This window comes from Pseudoalteromonas sp. US3C1013, from assembly GCF_048401115.1.
GTDB lineage: Bacteria > Pseudomonadota > Gammaproteobacteria > Enterobacterales > Alteromonadaceae > Pseudoalteromonas > Pseudoalteromonas undina.
This window is the reverse complement of record NZ_CP183075.1, coordinates 2,470,227-2,495,592: the sequence shown is the minus strand read 5'-3', so window position 1 is coordinate 2,495,592 and position 25,366 is coordinate 2,470,227. Positions and strand designations below refer to the sequence as shown.

22 protein-coding genes are annotated in these 25,366 nt (G+C 40.9%); 13 read left to right on the top strand and 9 right to left on the bottom strand.

Going from position 1 to position 25,366, the window contains the following annotated elements; all coding sequences use genetic code 11:
- Nucleotides 1-128: 128 nt before the first annotated feature.
- Nucleotides 129-2,264: a proteobacterial dedicated sortase system histidine kinase gene (gene pdsS / locus ACNSN2_RS11660; RefSeq protein WP_418607440.1), complete on the bottom strand. Its 2,136-nt coding sequence runs from the start codon at nucleotides 2,262-2,264 to the stop codon at nucleotides 129-131.
- Nucleotides 2,258-2,953, bottom strand: a complete 696-nt coding sequence (gene pdsR / locus ACNSN2_RS11655; protein ID WP_008111124.1) for a proteobacterial dedicated sortase system response regulator — start codon at nucleotides 2,951-2,953, stop codon at nucleotides 2,258-2,260. The genes pdsS and pdsR overlap by 7 nt, the downstream gene beginning before the upstream one ends.
- A gap of 226 nt (nucleotides 2,954-3,179) precedes the next feature.
- Between pdsR and pdsO the strand changes: the two genes are divergently transcribed.
- The 3 genes from pdsO to ACNSN2_RS11640 are packed head-to-tail and all read left to right on the top strand — an operon-like array spanning nucleotide 3,180 to nucleotide 6,534.
- Nucleotides 3,180-3,905 carry a sortase-associated OmpA-like protein PdsO gene (gene pdsO / locus ACNSN2_RS11650; RefSeq protein WP_054201826.1) on the top strand — a complete coding sequence of 242 codons (726 nt, stop codon included), beginning with the start codon at nucleotides 3,180-3,182 and terminating at the stop codon, nucleotides 3,903-3,905.
- A 26-nt stretch (nucleotides 3,906-3,931) separates the two neighbouring features.
- On the top strand, nucleotides 3,932-5,932 hold the full coding sequence (locus tag ACNSN2_RS11645; protein ID WP_138595639.1) for a marine proteobacterial sortase target protein: 2,001 nt from the start codon (nucleotides 3,932-3,934) through the stop codon (nucleotides 5,930-5,932).
- Nucleotides 5,929-6,534 (top strand): class GN sortase, encoded by a 606-nt coding sequence (locus ACNSN2_RS11640; RefSeq protein ID WP_138595637.1) that lies wholly within the window; start codon nucleotides 5,929-5,931, stop codon nucleotides 6,532-6,534. The genes ACNSN2_RS11645 and ACNSN2_RS11640 overlap by 4 nt, the downstream gene beginning before the upstream one ends.
- On the opposite strand, the gene ACNSN2_RS11635 is transcribed toward ACNSN2_RS11640, so the two are convergent.
- Nucleotides 6,429-7,388, bottom strand: coding sequence for a DMT family transporter (locus ACNSN2_RS11635; protein ID WP_418607439.1), 960 nt, complete (start codon nucleotides 7,386-7,388; stop codon nucleotides 6,429-6,431). The two genes, ACNSN2_RS11640 and ACNSN2_RS11635, sit on opposite strands and share 106 nt — an antisense overlap.
- Nucleotides 7,389-7,519: 131 nt before the next feature.
- Here ACNSN2_RS11635 and proB point away from each other — a divergent pair, with 131 nt between their 5' ends.
- The 3 genes from proB (at nucleotide 7,520) to gltX (ending at nucleotide 10,624) form a co-directional block, all read left to right on the top strand.
- Nucleotides 7,520-8,623, top strand: a complete 1,104-nt coding sequence (gene proB / locus ACNSN2_RS11630; protein ID WP_138595635.1) for a glutamate 5-kinase — start codon at nucleotides 7,520-7,522, stop codon at nucleotides 8,621-8,623.
- Nucleotides 8,624-8,729: 106 nt separating this feature from the next.
- Nucleotides 8,730-9,089, top strand: coding sequence for a glutaredoxin family protein (locus tag ACNSN2_RS11625; RefSeq protein ID WP_008111110.1), 360 nt, complete (start codon nucleotides 8,730-8,732; stop codon nucleotides 9,087-9,089).
- A 50-nt stretch (nucleotides 9,090-9,139) separates the two neighbouring features.
- Nucleotides 9,140-10,624, top strand: coding sequence for a glutamate--tRNA ligase (gene gltX / locus ACNSN2_RS11620; protein WP_008111109.1), 1,485 nt, complete (start codon nucleotides 9,140-9,142; stop codon nucleotides 10,622-10,624).
- Nucleotides 10,625-10,681: 57 nt separating this feature from the next.
- Here the strand turns inward: gltX and ACNSN2_RS11615 are convergent, their stop codons facing one another.
- Both ACNSN2_RS11615 and ACNSN2_RS11610 read right to left on the bottom strand, forming a co-directional pair.
- Complete coding sequence (locus ACNSN2_RS11615; RefSeq protein ID WP_138595633.1) at nucleotides 10,682-11,533, bottom strand: CPBP family intramembrane glutamic endopeptidase; 852 nt, start codon at nucleotides 11,531-11,533, stop codon at nucleotides 10,682-10,684.
- Between the two features lie 88 nt (nucleotides 11,534-11,621).
- A complete protein-coding gene (locus ACNSN2_RS11610) occupies nucleotides 11,622-12,017 on the bottom strand; it encodes a hypothetical protein (RefSeq protein ID WP_418607436.1) in 396 nt (131 codons plus the stop codon).
- 156 nt (nucleotides 12,018-12,173) lie between these two features.
- Here ACNSN2_RS11610 and ACNSN2_RS11605 point away from each other — a divergent pair, with 156 nt between their 5' ends.
- The 3 genes from ACNSN2_RS11605 to ACNSN2_RS11595 all read left to right on the top strand — a co-directional run bounded on the left by ACNSN2_RS11605 (nucleotide 12,174) and on the right by ACNSN2_RS11595 (nucleotide 15,404).
- Nucleotides 12,174-12,878 carry a DUF3581 domain-containing protein gene (locus ACNSN2_RS11605; protein ID WP_016900441.1) on the top strand — a complete coding sequence of 235 codons (705 nt, stop codon included), beginning with the start codon at nucleotides 12,174-12,176 and terminating at the stop codon, nucleotides 12,876-12,878.
- 91 nt (nucleotides 12,879-12,969) lie between these two features.
- A complete protein-coding gene (locus ACNSN2_RS11600; protein WP_109874202.1) occupies nucleotides 12,970-14,217 on the top strand; it encodes a DEAD/DEAH box helicase in 1,248 nt (415 codons plus the stop codon).
- A 257-nt stretch (nucleotides 14,218-14,474) separates the two neighbouring features.
- Complete coding sequence (locus ACNSN2_RS11595; RefSeq protein WP_109874203.1) at nucleotides 14,475-15,404, top strand: hypothetical protein; 930 nt, start codon at nucleotides 14,475-14,477, stop codon at nucleotides 15,402-15,404.
- Between the two features lie 296 nt (nucleotides 15,405-15,700).
- On the opposite strand, the gene ACNSN2_RS11590 is transcribed toward ACNSN2_RS11595, so the two are convergent.
- Nucleotides 15,701-16,657, bottom strand: a complete 957-nt coding sequence (locus tag ACNSN2_RS11590) for a methylenetetrahydrofolate reductase (RefSeq protein WP_109874204.1) — start codon at nucleotides 16,655-16,657, stop codon at nucleotides 15,701-15,703.
- Nucleotides 16,658-16,903: 246 nt separating this feature from the next.
- Here ACNSN2_RS11590 and ACNSN2_RS11585 point away from each other — a divergent pair, with 246 nt between their 5' ends.
- Nucleotides 16,904-19,786, top strand: a complete 2,883-nt coding sequence (locus ACNSN2_RS11585; RefSeq protein WP_418607434.1) for a M16 family metallopeptidase — start codon at nucleotides 16,904-16,906, stop codon at nucleotides 19,784-19,786.
- Between the two features lie 63 nt (nucleotides 19,787-19,849).
- On the opposite strand, the gene ACNSN2_RS11580 is transcribed toward ACNSN2_RS11585, so the two are convergent.
- Both ACNSN2_RS11580 and ACNSN2_RS11575 read right to left on the bottom strand, forming a co-directional pair.
- A complete protein-coding gene (locus ACNSN2_RS11580; RefSeq protein WP_075169747.1) occupies nucleotides 19,850-20,164 on the bottom strand; it encodes a helix-turn-helix transcriptional regulator in 315 nt (104 codons plus the stop codon).
- Nucleotide 20,165: 1 nt separating this feature from the next.
- Nucleotides 20,166-20,573, bottom strand: coding sequence for a hypothetical protein (locus ACNSN2_RS11575; RefSeq protein ID WP_418607432.1), 408 nt, complete (start codon nucleotides 20,571-20,573; stop codon nucleotides 20,166-20,168).
- A 326-nt stretch (nucleotides 20,574-20,899) separates the two neighbouring features.
- Between ACNSN2_RS11575 and cysE the strand changes: the two genes are divergently transcribed.
- Together cysE and ACNSN2_RS11565 are read left to right on the top strand one after the other, a co-directional pair.
- On the top strand, nucleotides 20,900-21,718 hold the full coding sequence (gene cysE, locus ACNSN2_RS11570) for a serine O-acetyltransferase (RefSeq protein WP_010387694.1): 819 nt from the start codon (nucleotides 20,900-20,902) through the stop codon (nucleotides 21,716-21,718).
- Nucleotides 21,719-21,735: 17 nt separating this feature from the next.
- Nucleotides 21,736-22,380, top strand: coding sequence for a hypothetical protein (locus tag ACNSN2_RS11565; RefSeq protein WP_128583356.1), 645 nt, complete (start codon nucleotides 21,736-21,738; stop codon nucleotides 22,378-22,380).
- 15 nt (nucleotides 22,381-22,395) lie between these two features.
- Here the strand turns inward: ACNSN2_RS11565 and xseA are convergent, their stop codons facing one another.
- The gene (gene xseA, locus ACNSN2_RS11560; RefSeq protein ID WP_418607430.1) at nucleotides 22,396-23,730 is read right to left on the bottom strand and encodes an exodeoxyribonuclease VII large subunit; all 1,335 of its coding nucleotides are present in this window, start codon (nucleotides 23,728-23,730) and stop codon (nucleotides 22,396-22,398) included.
- Between the two features lie 134 nt (nucleotides 23,731-23,864).
- Here xseA and guaB point away from each other — a divergent pair, with 134 nt between their 5' ends.
- Nucleotides 23,865-25,334 (top strand): IMP dehydrogenase, encoded by a 1,470-nt coding sequence (gene guaB / locus ACNSN2_RS11555; RefSeq protein ID WP_008110278.1) that lies wholly within the window; start codon nucleotides 23,865-23,867, stop codon nucleotides 25,332-25,334.
- Nucleotides 25,335-25,366: the final 32 nt, after the last annotated feature.

Sequence of the window (25,366 nt, the reverse complement as noted above, 5' to 3'; positions counted from 1 at the left end):
CTCCTAGAGAATAACCGTTACCTTAAGATTGAACGAATGAATTAAAAGTGAATAGTTACATTTGTGCATAACTTAAATTGTAACTGACAGACTTTACGAGCAAGCGATTTATAGCTAAACCGCTTTATTTAATTACTCAAAGGCAAGCTCACAGTAAATACCACCCCATTACCTTGCTCATTATTGTGCGCCGTTACTGTACCTTTGTGGTAATCACACACTAGTCTTACAATATAAAGCCCTAAGCCTAAATGCGGTTGTTGCTGCATTTGTTGGCTGCGCACCGATACCATAGAATCAAAAATATGTTCAGTAAGTCCCTCAGGCAATAAAGTACCTGTATTACTTACCGTTAATGTTGCTTTGCTTTCATTTTGCTTAAGGCTGACTTCAATTGCAGTGTTAGCTTCACTAAATTCCAAGGCATTATTAATTAGCTTATCGAGCAGTTGCGCTATAAATTCAGGGGCACCTTGCATCAACAGTGTGCTTTGGCAAATGTTGAGTGTAAAGAACTGGTTAGGATAAGTAAGTTGGTAGCCCTGCATACAGCCACTAATTACTTTTTGTAAATCAAACTGCTCTGGCTCATTACTTTGAATACTTTGCTCAAGGCGGGTTGCCTCGCTCATGGTGGTAATTATTTTTCCTAAGCGCTCAACCCCTTCGCTAGCACGTTCAAGGTATTTTTGACTCAGTTCACTTTGCTGCAAGCTTTGTAAGTTTTCAAGAGATGAACGGACAACCGCAACCGGTGTGCGCAGCTCGTGAGATAAGCGCGACGACATATTTTCTAAATAATCGGTATAGCCACCAAGTCGGCTCACTATATTTGAAAAGCTACGCGACAGGTCGCCAATTTCGTCATTGGCATCGCTGTAATTTATATGACCTGTTACTCGTCCTTGGGCATCAATGGCTTGCTCTGCTGTGTCTCGCAGTCGTCTAATACGGCTCGATATACGCGAAGCAAAAAAGAACAAAGTGGCTGTGCCAATTAACATGACCGCTAAAATCACATTAAATAGTTTTTCCAGCGATTTATTACGCAGTGTACGCACGCCATTGGTGGTTTCTTCAGCTATAACTGCCCCAATAACCTTATCCTCGATCCAAATAGGATACGCAGCCGATAATATTACCGCTTTGTTATCGGGAGTGAGTCGCCAAGACGAGGCCGGTTTGCCTTTAAGTGCTTTGGCTAAATGAGCGCCTTGCATTGAAGCTACATCGTGTAAAGTATCTATAAATTCATCTTCAGGACGCGTTAAAATTTTATAATACAAAGGATGTAAATAGGCTTGTTCAAAGCGCTGCCACGCAGTTTTTGGCGCTTGATTTTTTAGCCCATCGGCCCATACCCCATCGGCATTTTGAATACTGCCCGATTGCGCTAATACACGGTGATGATTATCGACCACCCAAATGCGACTGCCGCTGTGGCCCATGCCTTTTAATATACGGTTTATTTCAGGGGAGGGCACCAGTACCGAACCTAAATCATTCGGGTTATTTAAGTTCGATGTAGACATTATACTAGGGGTTTGGTTTGGTTGTTTACTATCAACATCGGCAATGGCAAATCCCAGTTTATTGCCAAGCATACTCAAAGGAAAGCGCAGCTCAAGGTTGTAACCAGTGTCAGTTTTTTTAAAGAAACCCTGAATTTTAGTAAAAGGCATTTTACTATTGGCATCAAATGCGTTGACCCAGCCATCTTGGCGCGGAGCAATAATATAAGTATTAAATTGCCCATCAGGGTTTTTTAGGCCAATTTTTACATAGTCATTATTGGTAATGCTGAGGCTGTTTTTGGCACGGTAAACTAAAGCATCGTCAGTGACGTTAAAGAGCGCATATAAGTAATTATCAAACTTACCCACCATGTGGCTAAATGATAAGTTGCTCAGTTGATGGTTATCATTGGCTGTTTGTAAGTAGCGTTTGTCATAAAGCCAAAACAGCGATTGGTAAGCGTCCCAGTCGCTGAGTTTACCATCGAGTTGAATTGGACTCTTTAAATTATAAGCATAGAGATCGCGGCCTTTTACAACTTGATCTAAAAAGTTGGTTTGTTCGTCAAATAAAGCGGGGCGTTCGTGCAGGGCCGTTGCCAGTGCGCGTGTAGTACCTACGAGCGTTTTTTCTTGGCCTTGGCGTAAAAACTTTTCCATTTCCCATACATACTCGTAGCCTAACCATGGCAACAAAAACAAAAAGCATGAAAGTAAAATAAATTTACTGCGTAGGCCAAATCTCAGCATGTGGGTTGCTCCCACCTGTAACCCATGCCATACACGGTATCAATGCAGTCAAACTGGCTATCGAGTGCTATAAACTTTTTGCGAATGCGTTTTACATGAGAGGTAATGGTGCTGTCGTCTACATAAATTTTAGCATCGCTCATTAACTCATTACGGCTTTTAACGTGGCCAGGTCGTTGGGCGAGTGAATGCAGCATCCAAAACTCAGTTACGGTTAAATCAACCAACTGTTGCTGCCAAAGCACCTGCATGCGTTGCGTGTCGAGTGTTAGTTGACCGCGAATTATTAATGCGTTGGCATCGGCGGGTTGCTCTAATGCTTCCATGCGGCGAAATAGCGCACCAATACGCGCGGCTAAATGCGCTAAGCTAATATCTTTGGTTAAGTAGTCATCGGCGCCCATGCGCAGGCCGCATACGGTGTCTATTTCGCTGTCGCGAGCGGTTAAAAAAATAATTGGTAAGGTTTTAGAAAGTGAACGCAGTGTTTGGCACAGTAAAAAGCCGCCATCTATTTCATGGCCTAAGCCAATATCAACAATGGCTAAATCGGGGAGTGCTTCTTTAAAAGCGACTTCTGCTTGAGGGCGGTTTTCATAACCACTTACCTGATAGCCTTGAGCGCTCAGCATTTCTATGTAGTTTTCGCGAATGGCAGTTTCATCTTCAACGATAGCTATTTTTTTCATTTTTTAATTACTCATATTGACTTAGGCGCACTATAGCGAAGTTTTTGCGCTAAGTAAGGTTAAAAACACAATTGCCATTTTTTTGCCACAATTGCTCAGCAGTTTGCCATTTTTACTCCCCTTTATTGCCACTTCATGGTGTTTTAATACAGCTATTGAAATTACCAATACAACGCAAGTGCCAACCAATAGCTTGCCAACCATTATTAATAGTAAGGAATAGATCATGAAGAAAACATTAATCGCACTCACACTTGTTAGCACTTTTTGTACGCCAGTATTTGCTGCGGATACCCCATCAAAAGAAGCAAAAAAAGAAACAATTGTTGGCCTGAGCACTGGTGCCATTATTGGGGGTGTTGTTGGTGGGCCAATCGGCGCGTTTGTAGGCGCATTTGCTGGTGGTTTGATTGGCGATGCCAAGGTAGCTGAGCAAACTATTGCTGAGCAGCAGCAAGCTTTAACTGTAATGGCAGAGAAAACCAACGACTACCAGCATGTACTTAATCATAACAGTCACCTAGAGGCGCAACTTGAACTACTGGCGCAACAAAATGAGCAATTAACTCAATCGCAGCTTAATAATTTATTGGCAATGACGGTGCAATTTAAAACTGGATCTAGCGATATTGCTCCTCATTTTGCCAAGCAGCTTGATCAATTGGTAGCGTTATTAAAAAGCCAACCGCAACTCGCACTCGATTTAAGTGGCTTTGCCGATCAGCGCGGTGCAGAGCAAGCGAACTTATTACTGTCAAAAGCCAGAGTAAACGCCGTACAAAGTTACTTAATTAAACAGGGGGTTAGCCATACACGTTTAAGCGCACAAGCGTTTGGCGAGCAGCAAAGCATAGCAAACAGTAACACCCTTGAAGATAACTTTTTTGACAGACGCGTTACTCTCACTACCCGTGCGCTAAATCAAACGACTGACCAAACAGCAAGCAATTAATCGCAAGGCGTTCGAGGGAGTGATTTATGTTGAGTAAACCCACCAAAGTGCTTACCAAGGTAAGCCTTTTTATTTTTATTATTATCGTGCTTTTGGCCAGCTTTAAAAGCCATGCACAGTCGCCAAAACTATCCTTGTTTGATAGCCAAGGAGTGGCGGTTAACCCTGGGGTTATTTTAAAAAGCGATGCAAAAATGACCCTAACAGGGCTAATTAATCGTGTTGTAGTTACGCAGCACTACATAAATGAAAACCCTTTTGCCGTAAATGCACGTTATGTATTTCCTTTACCCGATGAAAGCGCCGTGCAAGCAATGACCATGCGCATTGGCGAGCGAGTTATCAAAGGTAAAATAACAAAAAAACGCCAAGCTGAAAAACAGTACCAAGCTGCCAAAAAAGCAGGCAAACAAGCTTCATTGTTGCGACAGCAACGTGCAAATATGTTTATTACAAATGTGGCAAATGTAGGGCCTGGAGAAGAAATAGCTATAACGCTTGAGTATCAAGAGATTATTGATTACCAACACGGAATCTTTGCGATTCATTTTCCAACTACAATTACGCCACGCTATCATGCAATAACAGGGGAAGTTAACGATGATCAAGATAAGCATGCGATAAAAAACGCTAATGCACCTTCGTTCACTCCACAGGGTTGGTTAAGCCCTGTTTACACAAAACAAACCAATGAGGCGGCAAATGCCAGCGATTTAAGCTTAACAATTAACATGGATATAGGCTTAGAATTGGTTGATATAAACGCTAAGTACCATCAAGTTAATATTGAAAACCCTGCATTTGGGCAATACAGCATTGTGCTAAAACCACAGCAAGCCATAAATAGAGACTTTGTACTTGAGTTTAAGCCACTACAAATAGCGCAAGCGCAAGCTGCACTTTTTACTCAGCAAGCACAAAATGGTGAGCAGTATGCGTTAGCAATGCTAATGCCGCCAAGCGATAGCTTTACTCAATCTCAGCGTTTACCGCGTGAAATGGTGTTTGTAGTTGATACTTCGGGATCTATGCATGGGCAGTCTATTGAACAAGCTAAAAAAGCGCTGTTTTACGCATTATCATTATTAGATAGTGATGATAGCTTCAATATTGTCAGTTTTAATAATGAGGTTGCAGCTATGAGTGAAACCCCATTAATTGCCAGTGACTTTAATTTACGTCGCGCAGAGCGTTTTATTTATAACTTACAAGCCGATGGCGGAACTGAAATAAAAGGCGCACTTGATGCAGTACTCGATGGTACGCAGTTTGAAGGGTTTGTACGCCAAGTTGTATTTTTAACCGATGGTAGCGTAAGTAACGAAGATCAATTATTTAAACATATTGCGCACACCTTAGGTGATAGCCGTTTATTTACTGTGGGCATTGGTAGTGCGCCTAACCGTTATTTTATGCGTCGTGCCGCTGATATAGGCAAGGGAACTTACACCTTTATAAGCAGTGCTCATGATGTGCAGCCGAAAATGCAGCAGTTGTTTGATAAACTTGCTCACCCGGCTATGACTAATTTGGCGTTGACAAATACAAATGGAGACAGCTTAGATTTTTGGCCCTCACCTTTGCCTGACCTATATTTTGCTGAGCCCATTATGGTGGCCATTAAATTAGATAATACCGATGCAATTACTTTTACGGGGCAAACGGCGCATGGGGAGTTTAAGGTTAAGCTTAATCCGCAAGCAAGTTCAAAGGCCACTGGAATTGATAAGCTTTGGGCACGTCAAAAAATAAAGTCGTTATTGTTATACAACCAACAAAGTGTTGTAAAACAGCAAGTGCAGCAGCTCGCGCTTGAGCATCAATTACTTAGCCCATTTACTGCGTTTATTGCTATAGAAGAGACGACCATAAAAGAAGTTGCTAAACAAAGCACACAAGTGGCTAATGCTATGCCACAAGGAATGACCATGCGCTTGCCGCAAACTGATGGGCAAAGCAAAGTGCATATTGTGTTTGGAGTATTATTGCTTCTAGGTGGTCTTTTGTTAGTGAGGCGCTGTAAATGAAAAAGTGGCTAAGCATAGGTTTACTAGCCTTGGGGCTGAGCTTGTTTGGCCATGGTGTATACATGCAGGCAAAGGCGTGGCTTGCACAAGTGTTAATAGAGCAAGCTTGGCAAACGACCCTTAAATCGCCCAATAAAAAAATTAAGCCGTGGTTTTATGCTGATAGTTACCCCGTGGCACAAATAATATGGCCAAAGCATAATAAGCGACTAACCGTGCTTGATGGTGCAAGTGGTAGAAACTTAGCGTTTGCGCCGAGCCACTTTTTACCAGCTGGGGAGTTAGGTGGGGCTGATTTTGGTAACTCGCAAGGAGCACTTATTGCTGGCCACAACGATACCCACTTTGCGTTTTTAAAAAACGCTAAAGTGGGGGAGCAATTTTCTCTACAACTTAAAAATGGCCAAGTGCAGCATTATTCAGTAACACACGTTGAGGTAATTCATCAGTACAACACCGATTTTTTGCAGCAATCAGGGTTGTATTTATTAACCTGTTACCCTTTTGATTCACTGGCCTCGGGTACTGATTTAAGATGGTTAGTGTCGGCAGAAATATCCTCACCCGAAGTTGAGTTAGGAATATCGACCACTAGTTCTTGATGGTGTTGACTAATCATTACGCCTATAAATACCACAAATATGCTGATCCACTGGCCAAGAGTCAGTACTTCGTTAAGGATAATGGCTGACAAAATTAAAGTGAAAATAGGGATTAAATTAGAGTAAGCCGCGGCGGTTAATACCGACACTTTACTAATCGCATAGTTGTACATGCCGTACCCACCCAAAGTAACACAAGAGCCTAAGTACAAAATGCTCATTAGTGCGGTTAAATCGTGTTGGTTTTCACTGGGTAGGTCAATAAATAATAAAAACGGAGCAAAAAACAAACTACCACTCACGCCTTGCAGAGCAATCAATGTGAGCGGGGAGTAGCGGTTAGCTAAATGTTTTATACACACGGTATAAAATGCCGCGCACACCATGGCCATTAATTCTAAAAAATTCCCCAGTAATGGGTTTGGAGCTTGGCTTGAGCTGGGTGAAAGTAGGGTCAGTAAAATACTGCCGCCAATACACAGCGTAAAACCCACCACAATAGCTTTACTAATATGCTCTTTGAGCATGAAAAACGCTAAAAATGCCACAATAATGGGTAAACAAGAAACAATCACCCCCGCCTGAGATGCTGAGGTGTACTCCATTGCGTGGCCTTCAAATAAAAAGTACAAGCACGGCTCAGCCAGCGACATGCCTAATAAGTACTTCCAATCGCCTTTTAAATATTCAAAACGAATTACGTAACGCCATAAACATAACGAAATCAGTAAAGTGGTGAGCATACGTAAAAATATCACCAAGGCAGGGTCATAAATCGCAATCGCGTATTTAAGTGCAATAAAGGAGCTACCCCACAAAAAGGTGGCAATAATTAAACATAAACTGGCAGGCATAAGGTGTAATTTAATCGGTTGAATATAGTGCGATCCTAGCATGCAGAGGGGGTGATTGAATATTTTTTACTTGTTCAAAAATACCGAACTGGTATAAATAAATTCATCATTTATTGCGCTAAGTAAAAAACATGCAAAGGGATCAGGTCGTAGTTGTAAAGCTAGGTACAAGCGTACTCACTGGCGGTACCGATAAGTTAGACAAAGCACATATGGTGGAACTTGTTCGCCAATGCTGTGAGCTAAAAAAGCAAGGTCATCACGTTATTTTAGTATCAAGCGGTGCGGTTGCCGCAGGTCGCGAACAGCTATTAAAACCCTGTGGGCGCACATTAATAGACAAACAAATGTTGGCCGCCATTGGACAGGGGCAGCTCATTCATATTTGGCAAAGCTTATTTGCGTTGTATGGCATTAACGTCGGGCAAATGCTACTAACGCGCGCCGATGTTGACGACAGAGAGCGCTATTTAAATGCACGCGATACCCTCAATGCCCTATTAAATTACGATGTAGTGCCGATCATTAATGAAAATGACGCAGTTGCTACTAGCGAAATAAAAGTAGGTGACAACGATAACTTGTCGGCATTGGTGGCTATTTTAGCCAATGCCGATAAGTTACTGCTACTGACCGACCAACAAGGGTTATTCACCAGCGATCCGCGCACCGACATTAACGCCACCTTGATTGACGAAGTTACCCATATTAATGATGAGTTACGCCAACTTGCGGGTGGCAGCGGTACGAACCTAGGCACAGGGGGTATGGCAACCAAATTACAGGCCGCGGATATTGCCAGAAGAGCTGGGGTTGAGGTGATTATTGCCAAAGGCGCTGATGAAAACGTGATTTTAAAATGCATGAGCGAGCAATTACCAGGCACCCGTTTTTTAAAACTTACCGCGCCTAAAGATGGCCGAAAAAAATGGTTATTGGCAGGGCCTAAAAGTAGTGGCCAAATTTTAATTGATGCCGGTGCGGTGCATGCATTGCAATCTAAGGGGGCTAGTTTACTTGCTAAAGGTATTACGCGTGCAATAGGTGAATTTGAACGTGGAGATTTAATTAACTTAATTGATGTAAACCAGCAAATTATTGCACGGGGGTTAACGCGCTTTAGCCATCTTGAAATCGATAAAATAAAAGGCGCACATTCTAATCAAATCAGCCATTTACTTGATTACGATAGCGGCGTGGAAGTGCTACACAGAGATGATATGGTGGTGTTGTAATTAAGCACTTTTTTAACGATATAGCGCAACGTATAATCCGCTTATAGTGTTGCGCTTTTTTGTGTTAAAATCTTGCACCTTAAATTTGTTGTAAAGAGTATTGAAGATGAAATTAGTTCGCTGGGTTTTAGGTTGTATCATCTTATTTTTTAATTTTGTTTTTACGCCGCGTAGCAAAAAACGTGATCCGCAAGAGCAAACTAAGCTTGATCAGCAAACCGCACAATTTAAGCTCTATCAATTCAAAGCATGCCCTTTTTGTGTAAAAGTGCGCCGTTCAATTAAGCGTGAAGGCTTAAAAATTGAAACACGCGATGCAAAAAATGATGAGCAATACCGTCAAGAGCTATTAGAGCAAGGCGGAAAAGTTAAAGTACCTTGTTTACGTATTGAGCAAGATGGCCAAGTAAAATGGCTTTATGAATCAAACGATATTATTGCTTACTTAAACAAAGTAGCCGCTTAAAATATTTATTGGTATTTCATACCATCTCACTTATTAAAAGAGACATTACCATGACAATTCGTACCCGTGTTGCTCCGTCACCAACAGGTGACCCGCATCTTGGCACCGCTTACATTGCCTTATTTAACTACTGTTTTGCTAAACAGCAAGGCGGTGAATTTGTACTTCGTATTGAAGATACTGACCAAGTTCGCAGCACACCAGAATCTGAACAAGCCATCATGGATAGCTTACGCTGGTTAGGCCTTGAGTGGGATCATGGTCCTGATGTAGGTGGTGAATTTGGTCCATACCGTCAATCTGAGCGCAGTGATTTATATAAAAAATACGCTCATCAGTTAGTTGAAGACGGCAAAGCATTCTACTGTTTCGCAACCAGCGAAGAACTGGACCAAATGCGTGAAGAACAAATGGCCGAAGGTCTGCGTCCTAAATACGATGGCCGTGGCTTAAACCATACAGAAGACGAAATTAAAGCAAACCTAGCTGCTGGTAAACCGTACGTTATACGTATGAAAATCCCAAGCGAAGGTACCTTTAAGTTTAACGATTACCTACGCGACGAAATTGAGATCCCGTGGGAAAACGTAGACATGCAAGTGCTATTAAAAGCGGATGGTTTTCCAACGTACTTTTTAGCTAACGTGGTGGATGATCACCATATGCAAATTAGCCACATTTTCCGTGGTGAAGAGTGGATAAACTCAGCGCCTAAGTTATTAAAACTGTATGAAGATTTTGGTTGGGAAGCACCGGTACTAGGTCACTTACCATTATTGCGTAATCCAGATAAATCAAAACTGTCTAAGCGTAAAAACCCAACGTCTATTAATTACTACAAAGAAATGGGTTACTTACCAGAAGCGGTACTAAACTACTTAGGCCGTATGGGTTGGTCAATGCCTGATGAGCGTGAAAAGTTCACCCTTAATGAAATGATTGAACATTTTGACATGAAGCGTGTATCGCTTGGTGGCCCAGTATTCGACGTAGACAAGTTAAGCTGGTTAAACGGTATGTGGATCCGCGAAAACTTAACTGATGCAGAGCTAATGCAGCGTTTTGTTGACTGGAAATTTAATGGTGACATGCTGGCTAAAGTCTTACCTGAAGCTAAAACGCGTATAAATACACTCTCTGACATGGTTGATTTAGCAGGGCACTTTGTAGGCGGCATCCCGACCTACGACCCAGCGCTATTAACAGCCGGTAAAGCTGACGAAGATGTTATTCGCCAAGCATTACAATTTTTTGTATGGCAGTTAGAAGGCTTACGTAGCTTTGAAAAACCAGCTATTTTTGCAATTGCAAAAGAAGTCGCTACCTTCCACGAGCTTAAAATTAAAGACTTCTTAGAGCCTATATTTGTGGCTATTACCGGCAAAACATCGTCTACCTCGGTATTAGATGCAATGGAGATTTTAGGGTCTGACCTATCGCGTGCACGTTTACGTGTTGCGTTGGCTCATTTAGGTATTTCTAAAAAGCAGGCTAAAAAGATAGAACGCGCATACCGCGATTACCCAAGTGCGTAATCGCGTATACAGATTCAAAAGCCGCTTAATTTAAGCGGCTTTTTTGTGCCTGTAGTTTTAAGATGGAGTTGCCAGCATAGGGTAAGTAAATAAGAAAAAATGAAACACGTTAACGAGCCAATGACATAAAATGGCCCATTCTAACCGGCTTGTTTTATAGTAAATATAGCCATATCCAAAACCTGCAACGGCCGCCACAAGCATATAATGAGTACCCGCTGAAAAGTGTGCCAGTGAGAATACACAAGTACTGATCACCGGTGCGAGCAGTGCAAACCTGCTCGGGGTTATTAGTTTTGAAAGCTTAGTTTGTATCACTCCCCTAAATAATGCCTCTTCTGCAACGCAGGTAAAAAGTAGGTTGATAGCTATAAATAACAACCAAAATTCAGGTACTTTTGGCGCAAATTCAACAAGGTTTAACGTTAAAGCAGTTATAAGCGCCGCTAAAATAGTGATAATTATGATTAAAGCAGGGTAGCCGATAGTTATTGGCTTTGCCGTTTTGTTTTTTGCAAAAAAATAAGCGCTCAGCATTAAACCCGCTAATGCTTTATCAAAATTAGCATACAAGGTAAATGCAATTGCGTTACTGGTGACTTGTTCATTAACAACAATTGGCAGGTTATTAAAACCCGCAAACCAGTGTAAGGCCAACCCGAGTGAGGCTATTATAAATAAAGACGTTAGAACATTACGTTTTAACGCTGAGGTTGCCAATAGCATAAAGTGAAACAATCCCACATAAACAGCTATAACAGCAACCGCGTTTAAATTTATATATTGTTGATAATAGGCAGTAATAACACTTAGCAGCAATAAGTATTGCCATAATGGTTGGCGAAATACAGTGAGTTTACACTGTGGGAAAACACATAAAATAGCGGCAGCTAAAAAGTAAAAAGTCATTGGCAAATACAGCTTGTTGTTTGATAGAGGGAAATGAGTGAAAATGAATCACATAGCGTTATAGTCTCAATTAGATAATTTTGAGCTATTAATAATTATAGGCTTGTCCGGTACAAATAACGGCTAAATCACAATTGTAGCGGGATACTGATTGGCACTGCTCTAGTGTAAATGCATTGCCACCTAAATAAAGCACATCATTTTTAAGGGATTCTATAGCTTGTGATTTCAAACGGTTATAGCTAATTGAGGATGTTTGCGTATCATCTGATACATCGCAGCTTTCGCCTTTTATTCCACCAAGGGGGCTTGCACCTCTATCGAGAGCGTCTTGTACACTGTAAAACTGCTCTAGGCCACGTTTTTTAATGTGGCTTGAAACGTGTTCTGATAAAACCTCGTCGTCGATATTGGTTGTGTAAGTAATGTTATTACAGCCAGTTAATAATGAAACCGCGCATATTAATAAAGAAAAATACTTCATTAGTTAATCCCTTAAACTCGTATTTGCCTAATTTACTTAGTTAATTAGCGAGTTGCAAATTATCATTTTTCGCCTTTATTAAACAGATTCGACCTCTCAAGATTTTTTTTCTGGTAGTATAGCTAGGTTATAAGCAGTTTAAGCAGTGAACACACTATGTTAAGTCCTTACTATCAGCAGCATGCTGATTATGTTTCAATTTCTCGTGAGCAAGGTTGTCGCTTTGCTAAATGTGTAGCCGACGACTACAACCCGCTTCATGATAAAGACGCTAAAAAGTTTTGCGCACCAGGAGACTTACTTTTTTCTCTAGTGTTAGACCGCTATGGCATTAGTGAGCGAATGGAGTTTACCTTTGCCGGTATGGTTGATGAAAATACCAAGCTAAATTTTCCAGAACAACCAGGAGAAGAGTTTGATGTAAACCATGGCGAAAAAGTAATTTTAAAGGTTAAACGCGACGGTAAAACCAGTAAATGCCCAACACTTACAAACAGTCTAATAAAAAATTATGTTGAGTTCTCAGGTGCTGCGTTCCCGCATGTAATTATTCCTTTAATGGGCAAGCAAGAGGTAATGATAAACCCTGCGCGCCCTATGATTATTTATGAATCAATGATAATTAATCTTAATAACATTGATATTAAATCACCGACCCTAGAGTTTGCAGAGCCAAGCTTTGAATACGCTGGTAAACGCGGCAAAATAACCTTGCGCTTTAATTTATTAGAAAACGGCGAAAAGGTGGGTTTTGGTGAAAAACACATGGTGGTATCGGGTATTCGTGAATACTGTCAAAGTACCGTAGATGATTTAATTGCATTTTATAATGAGCGTAAAGCCACATTAAAACCGGCTTAAATACTTCATTTTACTTAGGCGCTATTTAGCGCCTTTTTTATTACTTAAGCTCAGGTATAATAGCGTTCTTTGTTATTTTAAAGCCAAGCTTATGTCTGCCACATCGTTCTCATCACTAGCCCTAGACCCGTTACTATTAACTGCAATAGAGCAAAATAATTACACTACGCCTACCGCCATTCAGCACAAAACGATACCGCCAATTTTAGCGGGCAAAGACGTTATGGGCAGCGCTCAAACTGGTACTGGTAAAACAGCCGCTTTTGTTTTGCCGCTATTACATAAGCTTTTAAATTCCGCTAAAAAAGACGAACCAGGCATTGCCCGTGTGGTTATTTTAACGCCCACTAGGGAGCTTGCTCAGCAAGTATTTGCAAGCTTTGAAAAATACGCACAAGGTACAGATATAAAAGGTGCACTTGCCTATGGTGGCGCAAGCATTGGCCCACAAATCAAAGCACTTAAAACAGCGCAAGTAATAGTGGCAACGCCAGGGCGCTTACTTGATCATATAGTGAAGGGCAGTGTGGTGCTTTCAAGTGTTGATTCGTTAGTATTTGATGAAGCCGACCGTATGCTTGATATGGGTTTTATTGACGAAATTAAACGAATACTGCGTCACATCCCAGGCGATCGTCAAACCTTACTGTTTTCCGCCACCTTTGATGACAGTGTATTTGAGCTGAGTAAAAAATTGCTCAAAGACCCTGAGCTTATTGAAGTCGATAAGCGCAACTCTGCTGCTGTAGAGGTTGAACAAGTTATTTACGCAGTAGATGAAGACAGAAAGCGCGAACTGGTATCGCACATGATTGGCATGAAAAACTGGCGCCAAGTACTTATATTCACCCGCACAAAACAAATGGCCGATAAGCTTGCCAAAGAAATGTGTAAAGATGGTTTAAAAACCGAATCTATTCATGGTGATAAATCACAAGGTGCTCGCGACCGCGCATTACAAAACTTCAAAGAAGGCAGTACGCGTGTTTTAGTGGCCACCGATGTAGCGGCGCGCGGTTTAGACATACCGGCACTTAAATACGTAATTAACTTTGAATTGCCATACATAGCTGAAGATTATGTGCATCGTATTGGCCGTACAGGGCGTGCTGGCGAGCAAGGTTTAGCGATGTCATTAGTGAGCTTAGATGAGCAATGGCTGCTTGAAGAAATTGAAGTATTGCTTGATACCCGCTTAACACCACAATGGCTAGAAGGTTACGAGCCTGATTTAAACAAGCCCCCTAAAGATAACCGTAAAAACACCAACAAAGCGCGTAAAGATCGCGATAAAAAACGTATCACAGGGCAAAGAGCGCCAAATAGAAGACGTAAATAAAAGCTTAGGACTTCACCTAACAGGCAGCTAAGAGCGAGATATAGTCATTCAGGTGAGTTGTGATTAACTTAATAAGAATAAGAGGAAGCTTTCCTCTTTTTTACATGTTTATATGAGTTACAGAAAGCATAATATTTATAGCTGGCAATCACTTATACTATTTTCTATTAATGTAAGTTCACAAAACAAAGACGTTTTCGCGCTAAAATAGGGAAAGTGTCCTCTGATAAAGTTGTTATAAGTAAAACGGAGGTTCCGTGGGAAGCAAAATACCAAGTGCTAGATTAACTAATAATAAAATAGTAAATGTTGTATGTTATGAGAAAAACCCACAAGGAAAAATTAGTTGTGCAACTGTTGGATGTAATGCAGAACTTTCTTTTGTTAGTAGACATCCAAGAAAGTGTGCATCAAAAACAATAGAGATCCCACCTTGTTTTCGTTTAAAGCCTAGTGAGATTCATGCGAGTGGATGTAAGTACAACATTTCAGGGGCATTGAATATTATTGCTAAAAGCTCTCAATCAGAAGTATTTCAAGCGATATCGGATAAAAAATATGAGTTTAGGTTACATGTGCTAATCAAAGCACTTCGTGAACTATCAAGTATTGAAGTGGGTAAAAAGTCTGAGGGTTGGGGATCTGGTAATGAAAGTGACAAATCATATTCCAATAAAGGTAATCTAAGTAACTATTTACGTACCTTAAAGCAGATAATTGAATTGAGAGTTCTTTGTGAAAATAATAACGAACTCAAGTCTCTCATTGTTTTAAAGTTTAAAGGTAAGAAAATTCCATGGTCTAGATTTTTCTTCGATAATGAAAACTTAACTGACTTTATTAAGTACTATGGAGGAAAAAAATACACTCTTCCTCTTTCCATTTCGGGGCTCATTTATAAAATATCAGAACCAATGGCAACGTTTCCTTATCATGTTGTTGAATTACATTCTCCGTTTGTTGAGCCTGACAGCAAAGGAGTCGTCAAAAAAACTGTGGTACAAATAGTCGTGAAAAACCCAGAGGTTATCAAATCGCTAGTAATTGGAGATGAGTATGTTTTCTTTGGGCAATGGTCTGTAAATGTAAAAGAATCTAAGAATAAAATAGGCCCCAGAAACAACACGCTAGTGTATCAAAACATTAAAATGTATATAAGTAATACGGACCACTTTGTTTCGAGCTGATTACTTATAACAAGGCGCTTAAACTGAAAAGAAACAGTGGGTTATGTTTCGCTTCGCTACACATTACAACCCACAATTTTAGTCCGCTTAACGCGGCGTTAACGTCCGCTCATGGCACTTTGCCAAAATGAAGCTTTGATAAAGTCCTACAGTTTAAACCTGACAGATCAAGTTAGTACTTATTAAAATAAACGAAGCTAACTACTTGAACCGGCTTATTTTATGTAGCTTATCATTCTGCCCGAACCCCGAACCCCGAACCCCGAACCCCGAACCCCGAACCCCGAACCCCGCAATTAAGCTATCAGTTTCTCCGCAAGGTTGAGTTCCATAATCGCTTTTAATAAACGGTATAAGTTAATTGACGCGTCAATTTCTTCTTTACGGTTGGTTAAGCTTTCAATATTTAAGCCCAGCGGTACACCTAAGTGGGCACAGCTTTTTAAAATCGAGTCGAGGTTTTCGCGACAAATACGCACCGATTCGCTTAATGTATTTTCCGAATCAAGCATGCGCCATTTAGTTGCCTCTGGCACTGAGATGCCTAGCCACTGCATAAACTCTAAGGTTTTTTCACCACCACAAGGCGTAAAGGTTAATATAATCCGATTAGGTGTCAGGCCTTGTGCTTTGCATGTGCGCGCATAACTGGTTATTAAATCTATGGTTGCTTGTGCGTTGTAAACGGCTTGAGAGATAAAAAACTGGCACCCTTGTGCTGTTTTTTCTATTAAGCGTTGGTGCTCGTTGCGCTTATTGGCATGGCGCTCAGCAATGGTTACACCACCTAAAAAGAAGTCTTCTGACTGCTCTGCTAGTGTTTTGTAGGCATTCGGTAAGCTCAGCTTTATATCACCCGCTGATGATGGGCTGCCCACTAACACTACGTTTTTTAAATCGTAGTCATTTTTAGTTTCATCTAACCACGCTTTAAACTCACTCACACCGCGCTGAGCTACACTTTTATAAGTAATTACATCAAGATCAGATAAGCCTCGTAAGAGTTGACTGTACTCGCGCGGATCAACTGTTTGCTTAAATGCAAATGGACGCGCTTGCTCTGTACGGCTGCTTTCATCTTGAATGTCATAAATAATCACACCGTCATATTCAATTTCGTGTAAACGGCCTAATAACTTTTCGGCAATGATTTTTAATTGCGCTTTATCAGTCCCAATTTTTGGCGGTGTTGTGCCAATTAGGTAAACACCTTGGTTGGTGTCCTGTATTTTTTCTTGAAGTGATAAAGCCATAATCCCCATTCCAGCTTAATTTGTGATGATGGATTTAATATAGCAGCCATTTAGACGTCTAGATAGATTTATTTATTGAGAGTTTCTCAATTAACGTGAATTATTTTCATAGTTAAATCTGAAAAGAGTTAACTGACACAGTTGTTTACATAATTAATAGGCTTAGGGCTCTTATATTTAATTACTTTACGGCATACTTAGTTTGGTAAATGTTTTAAAAATTGCTCAATTTAAAAAGGGATAACAATGAAATTTAAATTATTGGCAACTAGCCTAGCGGTATCGCTGGCCTTAACCGGTTGTGCTATGCAGCAAAGTCAAAACACGCAAACAGCAGCTCAACAAGAACAAGTTAATAAAGCAGATGAGCGTGTTTTTTCACAAGATTACCTAATAGAAGAGCTAGATAACGGCCTACGTGTGATGGTAGTTAAAACCGATTACCCAGATGTAGTATCGCTACAAATACCTGTATCTGTTGGCTCGCGTAATGAAGTGGAAGCAGGTAAAACTGGTTTTGCTCACTTTTTTGAACATATGATGTTTAAAGGCTCTGAAAAGTTTCCGCAAGATGTGTATTCAGATATTTTAAAAAATTCAGGGGTTGATAACCGCGCCTATACAACTAACGATTACACTAACTACCACTTAAATTTTTCAAAACAACATCTTGATAAAGTACTTGAGATTGAAGCTGATATTTTTCAAAACCTAAGCTACACCGAAGAGCAATTTAGAACCGAAGCGCTAACGGTTAAAGGCGAGTACTTAAAAAATAATGCCAGTCCAATTCGTAAATTATTAAGTGCGGTACGCCAAGAAGCGTTCGATAAGCATACCTATAAACACACTACTATGGGCTTTTTTGAAGATATTGAAGCCATGCCAGATCAAATGGCCTACGGTAAAGAGTTTTTTGCTAAGTTTTATAAGCCTGAATATGTATCGCTTGTGATTGTTGGTGATGTTGATCCAAAAGAGACCATGGCGATGGTTAAAAAGCACTGGGGTAACTGGCAAAAAGGTGACTATGTTGCTGATATTCCAAAAGAGCCAACTCAACAAGCGCCAAAATATGTGCATGAGCAAAACGAAGGATTACCTGGTCACTGGTTACTTGTGTCGTATAAAGGGGCTGCATGGGAGCCTCAGAAAAAAGACAGAGCCGCATTAGATTTACTGTCGCAGCTTTATTTTTCGAGCAATTCAGATATTTACCAAGAGCTGGTAGTAGAAAAGCAAATCGCGAGTCAAATGTTTACCTATAATCCTGAAACTAAAGATCCAGGGTTACTGCATGTATTTGTAAAAGTTGAAAATGCCGATGATTTAGCCACAGTGCGTGATGCTATAAACCGTACCTATGCCAAAGCGCGTACCGAGTTGGTTGATAGCCAAAAACTCAGCGATTTAAAGTCTAATCTTAAATACAGCTTTATAAATGGTTTAGATTCATCGCAAGCAATTGCCTCTTCACTTGCCAGCTATATGCATTTTGAGCGCGATCCTGAGGTGATAAACCAACTGTATAAATCAGCAGACAATATCACTAGCGAAGATATTAGAGCCGTTGCAAATAAGTATTTTGTTGATAATGCCCGCACCACAATTACTATGTCAGCACTTGATAAAGCCCCTGGTTTTGAACAAGAAAGCGATTTAGATGCCTTGGTCGCTAAGTATCAGCAAGTACCGAGTAAGCCTATTTTTAAGGTGCTGGATAAAACTAATAGCTCGCCGTTAATCGATATTAACTTATTATTTAATACCGGTGCCGCTGCCGATCCGCAGGGTAAAAAAGGCGTAGCGGCTTTAACTGCCGCAATGCTGGCGCAAGGTGGCTCAACCTCAATGAGTTACAAAGATATTAAAAAGGCAATGTATCCGCTGGCGGGTAGCTTTGGTTATCAAATAGATAAAGAAATGCTGTCGTTCCAAGGGCGTATTCATAAAGATAATGCTGCTCAGTGGTATGCCTTAGTGAGTGAGCAGCTGTTAAGCCCAGGCTTTAGAGAAGATGACTTTAAGCGTCTGAAAAAAGAAATGATCGATGGCATTAAGTCGGGTTTAAAAGCCTCTAATGATGAAGAGTTGGGTAAAGAAGTGCTCTACAGCGTACTTTATAAAGGTCACCCTTATGAAAGCTATAACTACGGTGACTTATCAGATTTAGAAGCGCTCACTCTTGATGATGTTAAAGCGTTTTATAATGCTGAACTTACACAAGCTAAACTTACTGTGGGTTTAATTGGTGCCGTGCCTGAAAAACTTAAAGCACAAATGTTAGCTGACTTGGCGACACTTCCAAAAGGCGAACAAAGCCGCTTAACAATCCCTGATGCGCCAGTGCTTGAAGGTCATCATGCAACAATTGTTGAAAAGTCAGCGCAATCAACGGCTGTATCGTTTGGTTTTCCTATTGATACCATTCGTAGCAGCGACGACTGGACTGCATTGTGGTTAGTGCGTTCGTACTTTGGTGAGCATCGTAGTTCTAACAGTTACTTGTACGAACGTATTCGTCAAACCCGTGGTATGAATTACGGTGATTACGCCTACATTGAATACTTCCCTCGAGGTATGTTTCAAACTAAACCGGATGCAAACTTAGGGCGCTCTGAGCAAATATTCCAAGTGTGGCTGCGTTCACTGCGCTCAAACAACGATGCGCATTTTGCTACCCGTACCGCATTATTTGAGCTAGATAAGCTAATTAAAAATGGCATGACTGAGGCTGATTTTGAAGCCACGCGTAACTTTTTAATTAACTTTGTGCCACAAATGGTTGCTAGTCAAAATCGCCAGTTAGGTTATGCGCTAGATAGCGAGTTTTATAACACCGATAGTTTTGTAAACTATGTAACAAACAAGCTTAAAACATTGACTGTTGACGATATAAATCGAGTGATAAAAGACAACCTACAAACTGAGAATATTCACTATGTGTTTGTTACCGGTGATGGTGAAGATATGCAAAAACGTTTAGCAACTATGCAAACCTCGCCTATGGTGTACAACACCGATAAGCCTGCCGAGTTAGTGGCTGAAGATAAGGTAATTGCTAATTATAAATTAGCAATTCCTGCAAAAAATATTGAAGTAGTAAAGGTGGATAAAGTATTTCAATAATTTAAGTTCTTAAATATAAAAAATGCCCCTGTGCCGTAAGCATTGGGGCATTTTTATATTTTATTAGTTACTAACTAATAGTACTGAGGCTGCACCAAGGGCAAAACTAATAACAGAGCTAATAACTAAACCAGCAATAAAACTTTTAGATGGGCTGTTATTGGCATCATTTTGGTTGTTTTCATCAAGCTTAATAAGCTCACCTTGGCGTACTTCAAATACCGCACATAAGGCCATGGTGGTTTCTTTTGAGGCTGCACCTTCTTTTTCTACCCGTTGAATAGTTCGTAAGCTTACATCGCAGGCATCGGCAAGCTGTTGTTGTGTCCAATCGAATGTGTGCCTAAGCGACTTTACCGTTGTAGGGTTTAATTGCATGTCAAAGTTTCCCTACAATTAGCTCTACGACTGTTGCTGTGGTATAGCCAAATACTGCACCACCTAACGCGCAGCCTAGAATAAAAAAAGCCGCTTTTTTAGGATCGCTAGGAAGGCTACTTTGAACTTGCTTGGCAAGCACTTCTTGATCTTTGTAAAGAGTGCATTCAAGTCGTCCTGTCAGTATGTTGAGCATGTCAAATTTCACTTGGTACTGCGAATTTTCAAATTCAAATGTGTGTGAGCTTTTTATATTAACACTGCGTCTGCTGCTAACTAAGTCATCGTTAATATAGACTTCTTCTTTACCTGTGAAGTAGCTTCCAAAACAGGCTATTTGGTTATCGCCATCTTGAAAGTAAAATTTATAACCAAGTTTTTTTGTATTTAATATGTCGTTTTTCATCATCGTTATCCTTGTTGAGTTGATGATGCTAATTTAGCGTTTATTATTATTTTTTACGCCGTCAGCAGTACGCCAGTGGCTATTTTGGCACATGACACACGTGCTGTCATATATTGTTATTTATTGATTTTTATTAACTTATTTTATTTTTGTACAAATGGTTAAACCTGCCTAGCTGTCATATAGTATGGCTTTGAAAAAGTAGTCTAAAAATGAAATTTAACTAGTTATATATAATAACTAGAACAAATAACGAAGGGATTAACACCTAGGCGGCTAAATCCGTTAGAATTAGCGGTAGGCTCTTTGTACTAACTTAAGGCATTATTATGCGTCATGAAATTTGGCAACAGCTTCGTAGTGAAGCAAATGAAGTAGTAACTCGTGAACCCCTTTTAGCGAGCCATGTGTATTCGTGTATTTTAAATCATGAGTGCTTAGGGTCGGCATTGAGTTTTATTGTTGCTAATAAACTAGCTGATGCTGTGGTTTCTGCTTTTACAATCCGTGAGTTGTTTGACCAAGCTTTTGTAAAGTGTGACCGGATGCTGACACATGTTGCTCATGATATTAAAGCGGTAAAAGATCGTGATCCTGCAGCCGAAACCTACCTTACTGTGATTTTAAATTTAAAAGGGTTTCACGCGATTCAAGCACACCGCTTAGCTAACTGCTTATGGCAACAAAACCGTAAAGAGCTTGCACGCTTTATTCAAAGCCGTACCTCAGAGGTGTTTGGGGTTGATATTCACCCTGCCTGTAAAGTAGGCCAAGGCATTATGTTTGACCATGCCACCGGTATTGTAATTGGCGAAACCGCCGTAATTGAAGATAATGTATCTATATTACAATCGGTTACATTAGGTGGTACGGGTAACGAGCAAGGTGATCGCCATCCTAAAATCAGAGCGGGCGTACTTATTGGTGCGGGCGCTAAAGTGTTGGGTAATATTGAAGTGGGCGAGGGCGCACGTATTGGTGCAGGCTCTGTGGTACTAAGCCCTGTGCCGCCTCACACAACTGCTGTTGGCGTACCTGCAAAAATTATTGGTCGTCCTGATTGTGAGTGCCCGGCAGAAAGTATGAACCAAAACTTTTTAGAATACCCCGAGCCAGAAAACGAATCGCACACCAGTGCAATGCTTTAATTTTTGAGTACCTAGAAATGATATATAAAAGTAACCTTGTGGCTATGCTGCTCTGTTTTTCTTCAGGCGTGGCATTAGCAAGTGGTTACTTTTTGTTTTTTAAAGATTCCACTCGTGTTTCCTCAGCGCCCAAACAAGCTGTAATCTCTTCGGCTAACACTCAAGTCAATAATCAGCCAACTACTTTGCAAGGTCTTGTGCAGGTTAATAAAGCCCAAGAGGCTGATCAACAAACTCAGCTAGCACAACATGTGGTTGAGCTTAATCAGCGGCTTGAAAAAAAATCAATCCAGCTTAAGCAGTCTCAACAACAGTTAAAGTTAAATCAATCAGAAAGTGTAGAGCTTGATGATGAGCTCGCAATACAGTTTGAACAAGAGGCTGATAATCTCGAATGGAGTTACGAGCTTGAAGTCGCGTTAACTGACTTTTTAATTATTAATGAGTTTGCAGATAGCGCTGAGCTTACAGCGCTAAAGTGTAAGCAAACAATTTGTAAGTTTGAGCTTACCATTAACCAACATGCCGTTAATTATGGAGCTAAATTATGGCGCGAGCTAAACGATAAGCTTCATCTTGAACCTTGGTGGCAGCAATTTAAACTCAGTGCATCTCAATCTAACGATGCCCGTATTGAGTTTACTGTTAGTACGCAAGGCTAGCGCTTAGCAATATGGCTAAGCTTCTACCTTTGAAATAACCTGGCCATCTACTAACTCAGTGATCAACACATCACCCACTTTTACATCTTCCACTGATTTAACCACTTTATTTTCTGTTGTTTTAGTAATGCTGTAACCGCGCGCTAATACATTAAGAGGGCTAACCGAACCAAGCCGACTTGCTTGTAAGGCAAGCGTATTATTTGCGTGTTGTAGTTGCTGCTGCATCGCTTGGTGTAACCTTGCATGTAGTTGTGCTAACTGATGGTTTGCATTTGCTAACTTTTTATCTGGTGATTGGCGCATTAGGCGTGGAGTTAAATTAGCTAACACGCGTTCTTGCTTGTATAAACGCTGACGCATTGCCTGTTGCAGTGCAATACTCAGCTCATCTAAGCGTTGTGATTTTTGGTTTAGCTGATTGCGCGGGTGGCATAAATTTAAGCGGTGCTGCAACTGTATGGCTAGTGCGCGTTTATCGGCAATGTCGTGTTTAAATGCATTCGCTAAACGGCTAATTAACTGATTAACCCTATTATGTAGCTCTTGTGTATTGGGGCTTACGAGCTCTGCGGCTGCAGAAGGAGTTGCTGCACGTACATCAGCAACGTAATCGCTAATCGTGGTGTCTATTTCATGGCCAACAGCGCTCACAATGGGTAGTGCGCTTTGATAAATAGCGCGAGCAAGGTGCTCATGGTTAAAGCACCATAAATCCTCTAATGAACCACCGCCGCGCCCGAGTATAATAACGTCGACCTCATTACGTAAATTTGCCAGCTCTATTTGCTTTATTAAATGGCCATGCGCTTCTTTGCCTTGCACCATCGCAGGATAAATAACGACTTCTAATTGCGGCGCACGACGTTTTAGTACTGTTAAAATATCTTTAATTGCGGCGCCTGTAGGTGAGGTGATCACCCCTATGCGATTTATGTTTTGGGGTAGGGGTTTTTTATAAGCGGAGCTAAATAAGCCCTCTGCAGCCAAACGCATTTTTAGCGCGTCAAACTCTTGCTTAAGTTGCCCTTCGCCGGCAGGCTCCATATGTTCAACAATAAGCTGGTAGTCACCACGGGGTTCGTACAAAGATACACGTGCTTTAACGGTTACTTGTGCGCCGTTAATTGGTCGGTAACTTTGGTTGCGATTATTGCCTCGCCACATGGCGGCTTTAATTTGCGCTTTATCGTCTTTTAACGAAAAATACCAATGCCCAGAAGCAGGCGCAATAAAGTTAGAAATTTCACCTGTGAGTATTAAAGACGCAAAACCTTGTTCAAGTAAGGCACGTATTTCACGATTAAGGCGAGATACGGTATAAACCGTTTGCGAGGGCTTAGAAAACATAAAAACTACCAAAAAACATTTATAAATCTAGCTTATCATAAATAAATACAAAATATTATTTACTAGTGCCTACAACGCTGTTAAAATTTGGCCGCAATTCCTTATCTTAGATCCACATGTGAGAAGTTGCCAAAATGCTTAGAATCGCTAAAGAAGCTCTTACCTTTGATGACGTACTTTTAGTACCTGGTCATTCTACTGTTTTGCCACACACGGCAAATATTTCAACTCGCTTAACGCGTGGTATCAAACTTAACTTGCCGCTCATTTCAGCATCTATGGATACTGTTACAGAAGCTCGTTTAGCTATTGCCCTCGCGCAGGAAGGTGGTCTTGGTTTTATTCATAAAAACATGACCATTGCAGAACAAGCGAAAAATGTTCGTAAAGTTAAAACCTATGAAGCAGGTATTGTTTCATACCCTGTTACAGTAACGGCCGATCTGACTATTGCAGATGCTGTTGAATTGTCTCAGGAAAAGGGATTCTCAGGTTTTCCGGTCACCGATAGCGAAAATAACCTTGTAGGTATTGTAACTAGTCGTGATATGCGCTTTGAAACTAAGCTTGAACAGCCGGTTTCAACAGTGATGACGAAAAAAGAAAACCTAGTAACGGTTAAAGAGGGAACTGCTCGCGAAGATATCTTAAGCTTAATGCACGAACACCGCATTGAGAAGATTCTTGTGGTTGATGATGCGTTTAAACTTAAAGGCATGATCACCGTAAAAGATTACCAAAAAGCACAAGACAAACCAGATGCATGTAAAGACGAGCAAGGCCGTTTACGTGTAGGTGCTGCGGTAGGTGTTGGCGCAGGTACTGATGAGCGTATTGCTGCATTAGTTGAAGCCGGTGTTGATGTACTACTAATCGATACTTCTCATGGTCACTCTCAAGGTGTTATTGACCGTGTTGCAGCGACTCGTCAAGCTTACCCTGATTTACAAATTGTTGCGGGTAACGTGGCAACTGCCGAAGGTGCTATTGCCCTTGCAGATGCTGGTGTTGATGCTGTTAAAGTAGGTATCGGCCCAGGTTCTATTTGTACTACACGTATTGTTACTGGTTGTGGTGTACCACAAATAACAGCCATTTCAGATGCGGTTGAAGGCCTTAAAGGTCGCGATATTCCAGTGATTGCCGATGGCGGTATTCGTTTTTCTGGTGATATTGTAAAAGCATTGGTTGCGGGTGCATCGTGTGTAATGGTTGGCTCTATGCTTGCGGGTACTGAAGAAGCACCAGGTGAAGTTGAACTTTATCAAGGTCGCTACTACAAGTCTTACCGTGGTATGGGTAGCCTAGGTGCGATGGATCAAAAAGAAGGTTCATCAGATCGCTACTTCCAAAAATCAAACCAAGCTGACAAGTTAGTACCTGAAGGCATTGAAGGTCGTGTTGCTTATAAAGGGCCAATTGCGACAATTATTCACCAACAAGTGGGTGGTCTTCGCAGTGCAATGGGCTTAACCGGTTGTGCCACAATCGAAGAGTTAAACACTAAACCACAGTTTGTACGTGTAACTTCTGCTGGTATGGGTGAGTCGCATGTTCATGATGTGCAAATCACTAAAGAAGCACCGAACTACCGTTTAGGCTAATCAGCCTTAACAACTTGAAATAAGTGGGCTAA